Source organism: Amycolatopsis alba DSM 44262, assembly GCF_000384215.1.
GTDB classification, from domain to species: Bacteria; Actinomycetota; Actinomycetes; order Mycobacteriales; family Pseudonocardiaceae; genus Amycolatopsis; species Amycolatopsis alba.
Genome location: NZ_KB913032.1, coordinates 963,933 through 977,455 on the forward strand (window position 1 = coordinate 963,933; position 13,523 = coordinate 977,455).

General features: G+C 68.5%; 15 protein-coding genes. 3 read left to right on the plus strand and 12 right to left on the minus strand.

What is annotated here, in order from left to right; translation table 11 throughout:
• Positions 1 to 3: 3 nt before the first annotated feature.
• The 10 genes from AMYAL_RS0104270 to AMYAL_RS0104315 all read right to left on the minus strand — a co-directional run bounded on the left by AMYAL_RS0104270 (position 4) and on the right by AMYAL_RS0104315 (position 8,991).
• Positions 4 to 1,287, minus strand: a complete 1,284-nt coding sequence (locus AMYAL_RS0104270) for an ABC transporter substrate-binding protein (protein WP_020630072.1) — start codon at positions 1,285 to 1,287, stop codon at positions 4 to 6.
• A gap of 21 nt (positions 1,288 to 1,308) precedes the next feature.
• A complete protein-coding gene (locus AMYAL_RS0104275) occupies positions 1,309 to 2,118 on the minus strand; it encodes an endo alpha-1,4 polygalactosaminidase (RefSeq protein ID WP_020630073.1) in 810 nt (269 codons plus the stop codon).
• A 300-nt stretch (positions 2,119 to 2,418) separates the two neighbouring features.
• On the minus strand, positions 2,419 to 2,886 hold the full coding sequence (locus AMYAL_RS0104280; RefSeq protein WP_020630074.1) for an NUDIX hydrolase: 468 nt from the start codon (positions 2,884 to 2,886) through the stop codon (positions 2,419 to 2,421).
• A 27-nt stretch (positions 2,887 to 2,913) separates the two neighbouring features.
• Complete coding sequence (locus tag AMYAL_RS0104285; RefSeq protein WP_020630075.1) at positions 2,914 to 4,206, minus strand: PrsW family intramembrane metalloprotease; 1,293 nt, start codon at positions 4,204 to 4,206, stop codon at positions 2,914 to 2,916.
• The gene (locus AMYAL_RS45610; protein ID WP_020630076.1) at positions 4,203 to 4,523 is read right to left on the minus strand and encodes a hypothetical protein; all 321 of its coding nucleotides are present in this window, start codon (positions 4,521 to 4,523) and stop codon (positions 4,203 to 4,205) included. The genes AMYAL_RS0104285 and AMYAL_RS45610 overlap by 4 nt, the downstream gene beginning before the upstream one ends.
• Positions 4,524 to 4,616: 93 nt before the next feature.
• Positions 4,617 to 6,461 carry an ABC transporter ATP-binding protein gene (locus tag AMYAL_RS0104295; RefSeq protein ID WP_020630077.1) on the minus strand — a complete coding sequence of 615 codons (1,845 nt, stop codon included), beginning with the start codon at positions 6,459 to 6,461 and terminating at the stop codon, positions 4,617 to 4,619.
• Positions 6,458 to 7,015, minus strand: a complete 558-nt coding sequence (locus AMYAL_RS0104300; RefSeq protein ID WP_020630078.1) for a hypothetical protein — start codon at positions 7,013 to 7,015, stop codon at positions 6,458 to 6,460. The genes AMYAL_RS0104295 and AMYAL_RS0104300 overlap by 4 nt, the downstream gene beginning before the upstream one ends.
• Positions 7,012 to 7,533: a MauE/DoxX family redox-associated membrane protein gene (locus AMYAL_RS45615; RefSeq protein WP_020630079.1), complete on the minus strand. Its 522-nt coding sequence runs from the start codon at positions 7,531 to 7,533 to the stop codon at positions 7,012 to 7,014. The genes AMYAL_RS0104300 and AMYAL_RS45615 overlap by 4 nt, the downstream gene beginning before the upstream one ends.
• Before the next feature lie 85 nt (positions 7,534 to 7,618).
• Entirely contained in the window at positions 7,619 to 7,795 is a 177-nt protein-coding gene (locus AMYAL_RS49175; RefSeq protein ID WP_020630080.1) for a hypothetical protein, read from the minus strand.
• 107 nt (positions 7,796 to 7,902) lie between these two features.
• Complete coding sequence (locus AMYAL_RS0104315; RefSeq protein ID WP_209447226.1) at positions 7,903 to 8,991, minus strand: right-handed parallel beta-helix repeat-containing protein; 1,089 nt, start codon at positions 8,989 to 8,991, stop codon at positions 7,903 to 7,905.
• Positions 8,992 to 9,161: 170 nt separating this feature from the next.
• Here AMYAL_RS0104315 and AMYAL_RS0104320 point away from each other — a divergent pair, with 170 nt between their 5' ends.
• The gene (locus AMYAL_RS0104320) at positions 9,162 to 10,571 is read left to right on the plus strand and encodes an AfsR/SARP family transcriptional regulator (RefSeq protein WP_167336140.1); all 1,410 of its coding nucleotides are present in this window, start codon (positions 9,162 to 9,164) and stop codon (positions 10,569 to 10,571) included.
• Positions 10,572 to 10,623: 52 nt separating this feature from the next.
• A complete protein-coding gene (locus AMYAL_RS0104325; RefSeq protein ID WP_026466736.1) occupies positions 10,624 to 11,253 on the plus strand; it encodes a carbonic anhydrase in 630 nt (209 codons plus the stop codon).
• Here AMYAL_RS0104325 and AMYAL_RS48290 read toward each other — a convergent pair.
• Together AMYAL_RS48290 and AMYAL_RS0104335 are read right to left on the minus strand one after the other, a co-directional pair.
• Complete coding sequence (locus tag AMYAL_RS48290; RefSeq protein ID WP_084702085.1) at positions 11,187 to 11,576, minus strand: hypothetical protein; 390 nt, start codon at positions 11,574 to 11,576, stop codon at positions 11,187 to 11,189. The genes AMYAL_RS0104325 and AMYAL_RS48290 overlap by 67 nt on opposite strands.
• 229 nt (positions 11,577 to 11,805) lie before the next feature.
• Positions 11,806 to 13,005 carry an MFS transporter gene (locus AMYAL_RS0104335; protein WP_020630085.1) on the minus strand — a complete coding sequence of 400 codons (1,200 nt, stop codon included), beginning with the start codon at positions 13,003 to 13,005 and terminating at the stop codon, positions 11,806 to 11,808.
• A 63-nt stretch (positions 13,006 to 13,068) separates the two neighbouring features.
• Here AMYAL_RS0104335 and AMYAL_RS0104340 point away from each other — a divergent pair, with 63 nt between their 5' ends.
• Complete coding sequence (locus tag AMYAL_RS0104340) at positions 13,069 to 13,443, plus strand: MerR family transcriptional regulator (RefSeq protein WP_020630086.1); 375 nt, start codon at positions 13,069 to 13,071, stop codon at positions 13,441 to 13,443.
• Positions 13,444 to 13,523 lie beyond the last annotated feature (80 nt).

The following is a 13,523-nucleotide window of genomic DNA, read 5'->3' on the forward strand; positions in this document are numbered from 1 at the left end:
TCCCTATCGGGGGATGATCAGAGCGGCGTCGGCGGCCTTGGCGCATTCGCGCAGTGCGTCCGCGGGAGCGGCCTGGCCGAGCAGCACGGAGACGATGGCGGTGCCGAGCGCCGCGGACACCTGTGGATAGGCCGGGTGCACCGGCCGGACCTTGGCGCGGTCGAGCGCGTCGGCGAACACCTGAAGCCCCGGCGTTCCGGTGGTTTTCTCCTGCCACGCGGGCAAATCCTGGGTCCGGCGGCTCAACGGAAGGCCGCCCGCGCCGACGTCCCAGCGGACGTCCTGGGCCGGATCCGTCAGCCACGACAGGAACGTGCGCGCGGCTCGCACCCGGTCCTCGCCGTTGTCGAACACCGTCCAGGTGTCCGGCCCGGAAATGGTCATGGGACGGCCGGAGAAACTCGGCAACGGCACGACGGCGTACTCGATCCCGGCGTCGGTGATGTCCGGCAGTTGCCATGGCCCGGTGACGACCATGCCGATGTTGCCGCCACCGAACGCCTGGTACATCTGCTCGCCACCGGGTTTCGGGTCGACATAGACACATTTCGCGGCGGCAAGGTCGCGGACGACCTCGAGTGCGCGCACACCTTGCGCGCCGAAGCCGATGCCGCGGCCGTCCCCGCCGATGACGTCACCGCCGAGGTCCCACACCATCGGCCACAGCCGCCACACCGTGTCCTCGTCACCCGCGCCTGGCCAGCCGGTACCGAAGGTGCCGCTGCCCGCGTCGGTCAGTTTTCGCGCCGTTGCGACGAATTCCGCCCACGTCCACCCCGCCGCGGGCAACGGCGTCCCGGTCTTCGCGAACAACGTCTTGTTGCACACCACGGCCAGCGAGTCCAGCAGCGCCGGTACGGCACGCGCCCGGCCGTTGACGGTCACCGCCTCACGAGCCGGCGCCCGGAAACCGGGACCGGCATCGACGAGATCGGTCACGTCGACGACCTGCGGGCTGCGCGCCACAGCGGCCAGGTCCGAGCCGAACACGTAGGCGATGTCCGGATAGGACCCCGACGCCAGCGCCGCGGTGATCTTCTGCAACATCGCGTCGGAGATCACCCCGCCACCGAGGTCGATCCGGATCCCCGGATGAGACCGCTGGAAGTCGGCGACCAGCGCATCGAGCACCTTCTTGCCCGTGTCGGTCTGGCCGTGCCAGACCTCGACGGTGACCGTGCCCCCGGAGCTTCCGGCGGTGGCCGGGGAACACCCGGCCACCGCCGCGCCGAGCGCCATTCCGCCGACCCCGCGCAGGAAACCCCGCCGGTTCACCGGTGCGGACATCACGCCCTCCCGAGCCGCGGGTCAGCAGGTCTTGCGGACGTAACCGGACGCGCCCGCGGGCACGACGTCACGGTCACGGCGGACGATGCTGAGCGAACCGCCCCAGCGATCGCAGGCGTTGGCGAGACCCGCGTCGGCGTATTCGATGACGATCACGTTGCCGCCGAACGCCGCGGTGAACTCGCCACAGATGTCCTGCTCGCCGCATTCCTCGGCGACCGCGAAGTCGAGCCCGTTCGCCTTGCGGTTCCCGGCCAGCTCCGAGGTGTTCTTCTGCCCGGTCGCGAGCCCCTTCTCATGGGCGTGCGTGGACAGCAGGCGAATGTAGGCCTGAGCGTCCTGTTCGGACAGAAGACCGCGCGAACGCGTGAAACTGTCGTAGTTGTCCGGCTCGATCGCCTGATATCCCTTGGCCGCGCAGCCGTCGGTCCAGGCGTTCACCTTCGCCGCCACCCGCTGGCGCTTGTCCGCGGTTCGCAGGTCGAGCAGCGCCTCGTCCCAGTCCTCGTCCATGACGACTTCGCCGTTCGCGTCGCGCAGCACCAGGTCGCCCCACTCCCCCTCCGCACCGGGCTGCGCCTGGAAAGCGTTGATGTAGCAGATGTTGTAGAGACCGGCGGCAGGCTGGGCGGTGTGGTCGCGGCTGACCACCCGCACCCCTGACGGCGGCGCGTACGCACCGCCGATCTGATAGTCGAAACCGGCCTTGACCGGAGGCGGGGAGAACGCGGCCGGAGCGGGCGCGGCCGAAGCAGAGCAGGCGGTACTGACGACGGCTGCGGCGCACAGGGCCGCAGTGGCGAGAAACCGAACGCGGGAAGCGTGCATCATCGAAACTCCGGATGATGGTGGGCACGACCCCGCCTCGGACCATGAGCAGGTCCTGGCGACTCAGTCCGGGCTCGCGGCGAAGGCCGACATACCGGCTGGGCGTACCTCTGACGTCGGGGCGTCCATTCCGACGTGTTCAGCAGTAAATCGAGCATCAACGCACATGTCAAGTGCTCGATGTCGTCCCTTAACCCTGCCTTAGAGACATGATTATGCGATCAAGCCTCATCCGTCGTCGTCCGGGAGCCGGTCGAGGACCCGTTCGAACGCGGGTCCGATGACGTACTGCCGGACGGCACGTCAATGCCGGATTAGGCCGCCGACCGCGACGGGAGACACGTGACCGGTCGCCGGAAGCGTCCGCGCCAACGCGAGACCGACGTCGACGAGCGACGATCGGCACAGACCGGCGACAGCCGATAGCGACGTCCAGACCGACTCGGCGGTCTCGCCGTTCGGCTCGGGCCGCAAGGCGCCACCGGTAATCCGGACCTGGTAAAAGATGCCGACGTTCTGGTGCTCGATCCCCAACCGCGCTTCGGCGGCGGGAATCACCCTTGAGTCCACGCCCAGCAGGCGTTCGACCACCGCCTCGCAGCCCGTCTCCTCGGCGACCTCCCGGACCACCGCGTCGAACGGATCCTCGGCAGGCTCGACCTTGCCGCCCGGAAGAGTCCAGTTCGTGTCTCCCGTCGGCGAGACATGACGGGCGAGCAGCACACGCCCGTCCTCGACGCACACGGCATATGCCGCCAGCCGGAAACTCATCCGCACCTCCCCTGCGACCCTTTTCTTTCACCGCCCTGCCGGTGCGGAGACCTTGCCCTCCAGCCATTCCGCTTCGACCCTGGTTCTGGCGACCTCGCCCATCAGGTCGAGTTCCCTGGCGCGGACGCGGGGCCCGGTGTCACCGGACCGGATGGAACGGCGGAGGATCGCCAGCTCGGTCACCGCTTCCTGGTACTGCGCCACCGCGCGCGCCGTTCGCATCCCCGACCGTCTGCGTGCCTCAGTGCGCCAGTGGCGCCGGGCCCGCCGGTTGGTGAGCAGGGTGACCTCGTTCGGGGGGACGATCTTGTCGGCGACCAGATCCGGCAGTTCGGTCACGAGCGCGCCCAGGTCACGAGCGTGCTGGTTGTACACGACCAGCACGGTCAGCCCGGCGACCGGCAGGACGACCAGGAAGTACATGGTGACGAACGCGGTCGGGGGCAACGTCTCGGTGCTGATCCAGATGCTGCGCAGGCCGACCGCCCCGAGGAAACCCAGCAGTGGAGCGCCCAGCTGTATCAGCGGGCGACGCGTCCGGATTGCCAGAACCACGCCGACGACGATCAAGCAGGTGCACAGCAGGCTCACGGAAGGGGCCAGAACACCGCGCAACATGAACGCGGTGACCTCGCCGGTCGACGCGCCACCGTAGCGAGCGCCGAAAGAAGAGAAGTTCTCGACGAACACGAAACCCGCGGCCACGAAACCGCCGTACACGATCCAGTCGAGCATCCGGTCCAGTTCGTCACCGATCCGGACGACAGTCAGAATGACGACGATGCCCTTGAGCGACTCCGCCAGTACCGGTTCACCCAGCACGAGTTCGAGGTTCCTCCCGCTGCCTTGCCGCGCGCCCGTAACCCCCATGACGAGCAAGACGACGAAGCCCGCCCCGGCCCCCCGTCCGCAGAAACGCCAGAACTGGCTCTCGGTCTTGGGACGCCAACGGTCGGTCCAGCGCAGGACGCCCACCAGTGAACTCACCGGCAGCACGGCCGCGAGCGCCACGACGGGGTTCACCTTCATCGCCACGAGCAGCAAGGTCGCCAGAACGGTCAAGACGATCGGCGGGCGCAGAATGCCGATCCACGGGCTGGGCACGGGATCGCGATTCAGCCGCCGGCTGATCTTCCGGTGCAACCGGGCGGCCGCGGCCCGGAGATTCGGGGAAACAGGCCGGTGGGATGCCGGTACGCCTGCCACGAAGGTCTCGTTGTTCAGCGGTGGCGCGGAATCTCTGCCCAGCCTGATGTCGATCGACGCCTGAAGACGGGCAGCGGCCGCGATTTCGGGCGGGGAGAATCGCCGCGCGGTCACGCCGAGCCCCCGTTCTCCGGCTCTTCGGCCTGCTGAGGTTGCTGGAGGATCGGCCTGAGGAACACTTCGATCATCCTCAGCTCGTCCGGCCCGGCAAGATCGGACTCCGCCAGCACGTCGAAGATCCCCAGGCCTGCCAGCCGCTTCTCGGCATCACTCGACCAGTAAAGCTCTTGGGCCATCTGGAAGCGGGCCCGCCATTCGCTGCGGCTCTCCGACTGTTCCTTCTGCCGGACGGTCACCCGTACCCCGAAGAAGGCCGCGCCGGCGGTCAGCAACCCGGCCACCAAGGCCAGTACCGGCGTCAGCCACGTCATCCAGGCCACCTCGTCTTGCGCCGACGGCGAACACCGCCGTCCGGGACGCTACCGTGTCGGCCGCCCGGTCGCGCGTTCCGCTCGGCTGCCGGATCAGGCCAGGTCTGGCTCCCGCAGGTTCAGGACGTCCGACTGCATGGCGACGAGTTCGGCGTAGGTTCCTCCTCTTTCCGTGAGTTCGTCGTGCGTTCCGGTCTCCGTCACGCGGCCCTCCTCGATGACCGCGATGCTGTCGGCGTCCCTGATCGAGTGGAGCCGATGGGAGATCAGCAGTGTGGTGCGGCCCCGGCGCAGCGAGTGCAGCATCGTCCGCAACCGGCGGTCCGCGGCGGGATCGAGGCGGGAACTGGGTTCGTCGAGCAGGAGCACGTCACTGTCTTCCTGCAGGATCGCTCTCGCCAGCGCGAGGCGCTGCCACTGGCCGCCGGACAGGGTGTGGCCGTTGCGGTCTTCAGCCTGCGTGTCGTCCTGGTGGAACATCAGGCTCAGCATGGTGTCGTAGCCCGCGGAAAGCCGGGTTATCTCGTCGTGAATGCCGGCGTTCCGGCCCGCGCGCTCGATCGCCGCGGTGTCGCCCAGTGCTTCGAGCCTGCCGATACCGATGTTTTCCCCGGCGGTCAGGTCGTATTCCACGAAGTCCTGGAACACGGCGCTGAGCCGCGCCCGATAAGCCTCGGGCGTGAATTCGCGGATGTCGACGCCGTCCCACAGGATGCGGCCCTCGCAGGGTTCGTACAGGCGGCACAGGAGCTTGATCAGGGTGGACTTGCCCGCTCCGTTGACGCCGACCAGCGCGGTGGTGCGGCCTGCCGGAATGTCCAGGGTCACGCCACGCAGAAGCCAGTCCTGGTCGGCGTGGTACCGGAACCAGACGTCCTCGATCCGGATACCGTCCCGCAGCGGGCGCACGGGGACCGGTGCCGGGCACGCGGGGATGTCGTCGGGGGTTTCGCGCAAGTCCAGGTATGCCTGGAAATGCAGCAAGGCGCCGTAACCTCGGGCCGTGTCGTTGAACAGGCTCGCCAAGGCGCCCTGGGTGGCCGTGATCGCCGCCAGCAGCAGCGTCAGGTCGCCCACGCTGAGGGTGCCGCGCCACACGTCCATGGCCACCCAGGCCAGACCGGCGGTGGTGATGACGGCGGTGATCGACTCGGCCACCAGTTCGTACCGCAGCACCGTGCCGTCCAGCCGCCGGGCCACGGTGTTGGCCTTGGCTATCTGCCCGGCGGCGCGACCGGCGACGAAGGCACCGGCGCGGAACAGCCGGATCTCCTTGGCCGCACGCGGTCCGGTGAGCAGTTCGGAGTAGAAGGATTCCTTGCGGTGGACCGGGGTGAGCAGCCACATGTTGCGCACTTGCCGACGATGGATACGCGCCTCCATGAGGACGGCGGGCAGCGAACCGACGAAGACGAGGGCGGCCAGCGCGGGCCGGAGCGCGAAGAGCGAACCGGCGAATCCGGCCGAGGTGATCAGCGACCTGATCGCATTCGTCCCCGACTCGACGACTTCCAGGGACGCGGATCCCGCCGAGTCACGCGCCATGCGGATCCGGTCCGCCATCTTCGGTGATTCGAAGTAGGCGAGCCCGGAGAACGAATTCACCACTTCGGCGACCCGCCGGTGCGCGGACAGCCGGGTTCTGCGCTGCAATTCCTTGGCACAGTAGGCGGAAAAACCGGGCAGCACCGCCAAGCCGACCCCGGTCCCGGCGACCACCGCCCCCGAGACGAGCAGGTCTCCGACAGACCGCCTGTCGAGCAGGCCGTCCACCAGGAACTTGGTGGCCCAAGCGCTCGCCACCGGAACGGCCGCGAGCAGCAGCCCCGTCGCGATGTAGGCGGCGAACGAACCGGGCGCCGCCGTGGTGACGAGCGCGAACGCGCTCCGCACTCCGCGCCAGACGGCAGGCCGCTTGCCGCGTGCCAGGGCGGTCACGCCGGCGCCAGCCGGTGAAGATGACGTGGGCTGGGCACCTCGCCGACGACCGTATGCCTTCCGCCATCACGGCGGACCCGGAAAAACGCCGGGTAGGCGGTGACGCCGAACGTCGTGATGACGACGCCGTCACCTTCCTCGTGCACGACGACGGCGGACCGGTTCAGTTGTTCCGTCTCCGTGGCGAGCTCGTCGCGGTCGAGCGGGTTGTCCAGGTCGGGTGCTTCGTAGCGGATGACGGCGATCGCCGGGAGGCCGGTGCCCGCCAGATGATCGGCCACGGCCGCGTACTCCGCCACCGCGGCCTGGCATGGCGGGCATCCGATCATGAAGAACCCGACGACGAACTCGTCCATCCCCGTCGTGGTGAGCGGTTTTCCCTCGACCGACATGGTTTCGAAGGGAGGTATTTCACGGCCGACCGCGAACGTGGTCTCGTCGGCAGGCGGCCATTCGGGGCGTTTCCCGACGGCGCGGACGAGCCGGGCGGTGAACACGAAGTTGGCGCACACCGCGACGGCCAAGGCACTGAAGGCAACGTAGAAGATCGTCATCGTTTCCTCGGGATCAGGGCCGCGGACACGGCCTCGTGCAGGACGACCGCGACACCGAGACCGACGCCGATCGCCGTGAGCAGGACATGTCCGGCGAGGTCGAGCGGCGTCGGACCGGCCGGGGTCAGAGCGAGAACCAACGCGATCGACGCCAGGCTCGCGTTGCGCCACAGGTGACGTTCGCTCAGCGTCTCGCGTGCGGTGCCGAAGCAGGCACAGCGCACGTCGCGCCCGCGGCGGGTACTCACCAGGACACCTCCGGCGAGCACCGTCAGCAGCAAAGCGGCAAGGCTCAGCCCGATCGAAACAGGGCCGAAGAGCAGCACGGCCGGGACGGTCGCCTCGGCGGCGATCAGGATCCGTGCCGAGAAGCGCCTGAGCCGCGCACCGGGCAAACCGAACGCGGCGAACGCGGCGGACAGGTCGGCAAAGCCGCGAGCGCGCAGTTTGCCGCCCGCGGCCACAGCGAACAGCGCGGCGAAGAAACCGCGCCCCAGCTCGACGAAAGCTTCCAACACTTGAGTTCCCCCTTCGCGGGACGGGGGGCTGCCCGCCGACCGTCGGCCGGAGGCGGGCAGCCCCGTTCAGCTGCGGAGCCGTGGATCAGCAGCCACAGCGGACGAACTTGCGCCGCGAGGAGATTTCGACCGGATATCCGTCATAGCAGGCGTAGTAGCGCAGTTGGGTGTACTTGCGCCTCGTCGCCTCACAACTTCCGGCGCCCGCGGTGACGCAGGCCGGTTCGGTCCACTCCTCGCCGGGCGAGCATGCAGCCTTCATTTTCTTGCCTTTCTGTATGAGGTAATCGATATTTCGCAGTTGACGGCAAAGTTCAGGATTTCTTTGTCGCGACCTCCCCTCTCCCGATCGTGATCCCGGTTTCCGGATCACACGCCAGCGGTGACCGTGACGCCGGGCCCGGTGGCGCGTGGAGTGGTGACCTCGGTGACGAGGTTTCCGGTGGAGGCGACGACGAGGCCGGTGCCTTGTCCGTTCTGGTAGTCCAGTCCCGTTCCGGCGCCGTTGCCGCGGATGGTGTTGCCGGTGACGGCGAGGTTCCCGGTGCCGTAGTTGACCCGTACGGTCAGGAAGACACCGCTGCCACCGGTGAGTTTGAAGATGCGGTTGGCGGTGATCGTGGAGGCCGTTTCGCCCTGGACGGATATCCGTACCCCGGTGGTGGCGAAGTTTTCGATGTAGTTGTTGCCGATCATGCTGCCGAACAGGCGTTCCGCGGTGATGGCGGTCGCGCCGACGTCGTAGACGTGGTTTCCGTGGATGTTCCAGCCCGCGGCGTTGTCCATGCCGATGCCGTCGGAGCCTGCCCCGGCGATCCAGTTGTCGAGCAGGTGCCAGTCGGTGACGGAGTTCCTGGTGTCCTCGACGAAGATTCCCCGCCCGCCGGATTCGACGACGTGGTTGGCGGCGATGCGGCCGTTGACCTGCGTGTTGTTCAGCGGTGTTCCGTTGGCGGAAAGATTGGTCAGCCGGATCCCGTGCCGGGTGGCCTGGAGGATTTCCATGTCCTCCACCACCGTTCCCCAGGAACGCAGCACGAGTGCGTCTTTCGCGTTCGGGTTGCCTGCCCGGTTGGCGATCAGGTTGAGCGAACGGAGAGTGACCGGGTCACCGGTGAGCGGGGCGTTGTCGAGGTAGGAGTCGCTGGCGAGCATCGCGTCGAGGTTGGCCCCGTCGGCCTGCTGGATCACGGTGCCCGAGCGGGACTGCCCCCGATAGGAACGCTGTCCGCGCAGGCGGATCGTGCCGTCGATCAGGCAAGGCCCGTCGATGACGATTTCGTCCCCGTCGGCACTGGCCGCGACAGCGCTGTTGATCTTTTCGTCGTCGTCGCGGGTGTTCGCGCACGCGACCGTCTTCGCACCGGCGGCGGGCGCGCCTGATTCGAGACCGTTCGCGGGCACCGACGACCCGAGCAGTGCGAGCAGGGCAAGACCGGAAAACACAGCACGATGCACGACTTCTCCCTATCCGTTCGGTGGTCCGGCCGATGTCCGGGATGTGGAGCCGACACTGCCTGCGGCAACTGGGCGTAAAACTGAAATCCGCCTTGAACTGCCTGCTGGCGGGCGGTAAGCCAGGAGCGGGGTCCGCTGAGCCGGGAGGGTGCGTATCGAGGGGAGTGGGCGTGGAATTTCGTGTGCTCGGGGAGTTCGAGGCAGTGACCGACGGGCGGCAGGTGGATCTCGGTCACGCCCGCCAGCGCTGTGTGCTGGCCGTGCTGCTCCTGGACGCCGACCGGACGGTGACCGCCGATCGACTCATCGATCGTGTCTGGGGAAGCCATCCGCCACTCCGGGCGCGCAACAGCCTGCACAGCTACCTGTACCGGCTTCGCCGCGCGCTGGAACCCACGGACGTGGGCATCGTGCGCCAGCCGGGCGGGTTCCTGCTCGAACTGAACAGCGCCACCGTCGACCTGCACCGGTTTCGCGTGCTGGTCGATCAGGCTCGTGCCGCCGAGGACGAGTCGCGCGGACTGGAGCTGTACGACCAGGCCCTGCGGCTGTGGCGGGACGAGCCCTTTCACGGCCTGAACACCGCCTGGCTGGACACGGTGCGTGACACGCTCACCGCGGAACGGCTGGCCGTGCGGCTGGACCGCAACGATCTCGCCCTGCGGCAGGGGCGGACCGGCGACCTGGTGCGGGAACTGTTCGCCCTGGCGGTCCAGCATCCTTTCGACGAGCGGCTCATCCTCCAGCTGATGCTGGCGCTGCACCTGTCGGGCCGCCGGGCGGAAGCACTCGAGCAGTATCAGCGGCTGCGGTTGCGGCTGGCGCAGGAGTTCGGCACCGACCCCGGCGCCCCCGTCCAGGCCCTGCACCGGAAACTGCTGGCCGAAGACCCCGGCCCGGTTCTCGCCGTCCCCGCGCCGGAAACCCCTGGCCGCCCGGCCGGGGTGCCGACCGCCACGACGGCCACGGTTCCGCCCGTACCGCCCCCGCGATCCCGGATGCGCCTGCCGGTGCTCCTGGTTCTGCTGATCGCGGCAGGGCTGCTGATGACGGCCAGCACCTTCGCCCCGACGACGGGCACCGTCACCGGCTTCCAGGCTGCCCGGCAACCGCGCACCGGGTTCGTGCGCATCCAGCCGGCGCACACCGCGCAGGTGGGCCTGTGCCTTTCCGAAGGCCGTGACCGCACCGGCCCCGACGACCGTGAAATCGCCGTGCAGCGCCAATGTGCCGGGGCCGTTCCTCCGCGGACCACCCTCCAGCCACTCGGCGGCGACATCTACCGCATCTGGTGGCACCACCCCACCAAAGGGGACGGCTGCCTGACCGTCATCGACATCAAGGGCGAGACCGGTCTCCGGATGGAGCCGTGGGACGACTGCCCGGACTTCCGCATGTACCAGCAGTTCCGGATCCAGCCCGTGGACACGCCCGTTCCCGGCGGATACCGGTTCCTTCCCCTGCGCACCTCCGAACAATGCATCGGCGTCGTCGAACCCAGCACGGACCTCGGCGCCGAACTGACCCAGGAAACCTGCGACGGGCAAGGTGACCAGGAATTCCTCATCGAGGCCGAATGAGCTGAACCCGACCGAGATGCTGATCTTGTGGATCGCCGGTATTGTCCGGTTCATGAGCGACGCGCCGCCGACCCCCTCCGAGGCCTTCGACCTTCTGCTCACCGGTAACCAGCGTTTCGTCGCGGGCACCCCGGAGCACCCGAACCAGGACGCCACCCGCCGCGCCGAAACAGTCCCCGGACAGCGTCCCTTCGCCGTCCTCTTCGGCTGTTCCGACTCGCGGCTGGCCGCCGAGATCATCTTCGACCGCGGACTGGGCGACCTGTTCGTCGTCCGCACCGCCGGCCACGTCGCCGGTTCGGAGGTACTGGGCAGCATCGAGTACGCGGTCAGCGTCCTCGAATGTCCCCTGGTCGTCGTGCTGGGCCACGACTCCTGCGGCGCCGTCGCCGCGACCCGCGCGGCGCTGACCGAAGGACTCGGCACCAACAGCTTCGTCCGCGACGTCATCGAACGGGTCACCCCGAGCATCCTCGCCGCCCGCGCCGCCGGCCTCACCGGCGACGACGACATCATCGACGAGCACATCCGCCACACCGTCGACCTCCTGGCCGACCGTTCCCGCCTGATCTCCGACAAGATCGAAACCGGGGAGACCGCGATCGCCGGACTGTCCTACCGCCTGGCCGACGGCAGCGCCCGTGTCGTCACCACCCGCGGGTTGACCGAGCGGCGGACCTGAACCTCGATCTGGGACCCCATGATGATGGTGCGGTCGCGGGGCAGGGTGAAGCTGTCCGCGATCCCGGCGGTGGCGATGAACACGTGCTTGCGCCAGTTCGCCATGGTCGGCTCGTCGACGGCCTGCAGCTCGATCTTGGACAGGAAACAGGTCCCGACCGCGGCCGTGCCCGGCGTTGCACGAGGAACAGCCCGACGATGATCACCGCCAGGCGCACCGTGTCCCGTGCGGACACCTTCCGGGCCGCCGCAGGCGCTTCCCGCCGATCGTTCACCGTTTTCCGCCCTCGACACCGCGACCGAGGGCGAAGCTACCGGCGTCACCTGGGAAAACGAGCTCTCGGGAGGTCCTGTCCGCACACCGACCCGGCGCGACGTCGTTCGCCCTTGCCGGAATTGTCGGTGCCGGATGCCATGATCCGCACGCTCAAGAATGCCTTGGGCTGGGTGGGTACCCGGCTGGGCCGCGTCGTTCCTGACGACGCGGCCCAGCGCCCACCTCGCCACGGTCCGCCGCCGTGGCCACTTCGGACGTGAAACGGCAGATAACCCGTCACCTTCGGGCAGCCGGGAACCCGTGCCGGGCGGCGATCGCCACGGCACAGGCCAGCGCGGCCAGTGCGACCGCGATCCACGGCAGCGGCGTCGTGGTTCCGGCCTGGTCGAGCACCGATCCGCCCACGAGTGCGCCACCCGCGATCGCGAGGTTCCAGACCGTGATCGCCAGCGACTGCGCGACGTCCGCGGTACGTCCGGCGACCCTGGCGGCAGCCGCGGGGAAGAAGGTGGGGGCACCACCGAAAGCCAAGCCCCACAAGGCGACGGCGCCGTAGAGCACCACCGGCTGGTCCGCGGCGGAACCGATCAGCGCGCCCGCGATGACGAACACCGCCGTCGAAGCGAGCACCAGCGCACGCGGCCACTTGTCGATCACCGTGCCCACCACCCAGAGGCCGAGGACGGAGGTGACGCCGAAGACCAGCAGCACGGTACCGAGCTGCCGTGCTTCACCGGTCGCGGCCAGTACCGGACCGAGGTAGGTGTAGAGGATGTTGTGGCCGAGCACGAAGACGAACGTGGTGACCAGGACCGCGGGAAAGCCTTTGATGGCAAGGACCTTCCACGGTTCCGCACGATGCCCCGCCGGTTCCCCCGGCAGCGGCGGGGCCTGCCACCGGACCCAGCCCGCCAGCAGCACCGTGATGGCGACCAACAGGGCGAACGCGTAGCGCCAGCCGATCAGGTCGCCCAGTATCGTCCCGGCGGGCACCCCGATCGCGAACCCGATCGGGGTGCCGATCATCGCGATCGCCAGCGCCTTCCCCGCGTGGGCCGCCGGGACCAACCGCATGGCGTAGCCGGGAATCATCGCCCACAGCACCCCGGACACCGCGCCCGCGAGGATCCGCGCCACCAAGGTCAGCGCGTAGACCGAAGAAACCGCGGTGATCGCGTTGACAACGGCGAAGCCGAGGATCAGGCACAGCAACAGCGCGCGACGCGGCAAGCGACGGCTCAGCGCGGTCAGCGGCACCGCCGTCACCGCCGTGCTGATCGCGTACACCGTCACCAGTTGTCCGGCCTGTGCCTCGGAAACGCGCAGGTCGGCGCTGATACCGAGCAGCACCCCGGCGGGCAGCGTCTCGGTCACGCAACCGATGAAGACCACCGTCGCGAAAGCCAGCAGCGCGCCGAGCGGCAGCTTCGGGCGAGCCGGCACCGCGTCACACAAAGGATCGGCATCCACAGTCATGCCGCCATCCTGGGTGTCTCACACTGGTGTCAGGGCAAGGTGACGAGTGGTGAGGTGAGGCACATGCGAATCGGGGAGCTGTCGACGCGTACCGGTGTTTCCATCCGGTTGCTGCGGTACTACGAAGAAAAAGAGCTGCTCAGGTCCACCAGGGACGACAACGGCTACCGCGAGTACACCGAAGCCTCCCTGGACCGGGTCCACAAGATCCGCGGCCTGCTCGAGCACGGCATCCCCACCCGGATCATCCGTGCCATCCTGCCGTGCTTGAACAGTCCCGGCGCGATCCACATGCGCGTCGTCGCGCCCGAAACGCTGGCCAAACTGGAGCACGAACGGGAGCAGATCCACCGGCGCATCGAGGCGCTCACCAAGGACCGGGAAGCGATCGACGCCTACCTGGAGCAGTCCCGCCCACGTCTGCGCGGGCAGGAGTGAGGCGGCCCTTCGCCGACCTACAGCGCCTCTATCGCGCCGCCGACTCGCGCCATTCTTCTTGCCAGCGCGCCGCTCGGGCC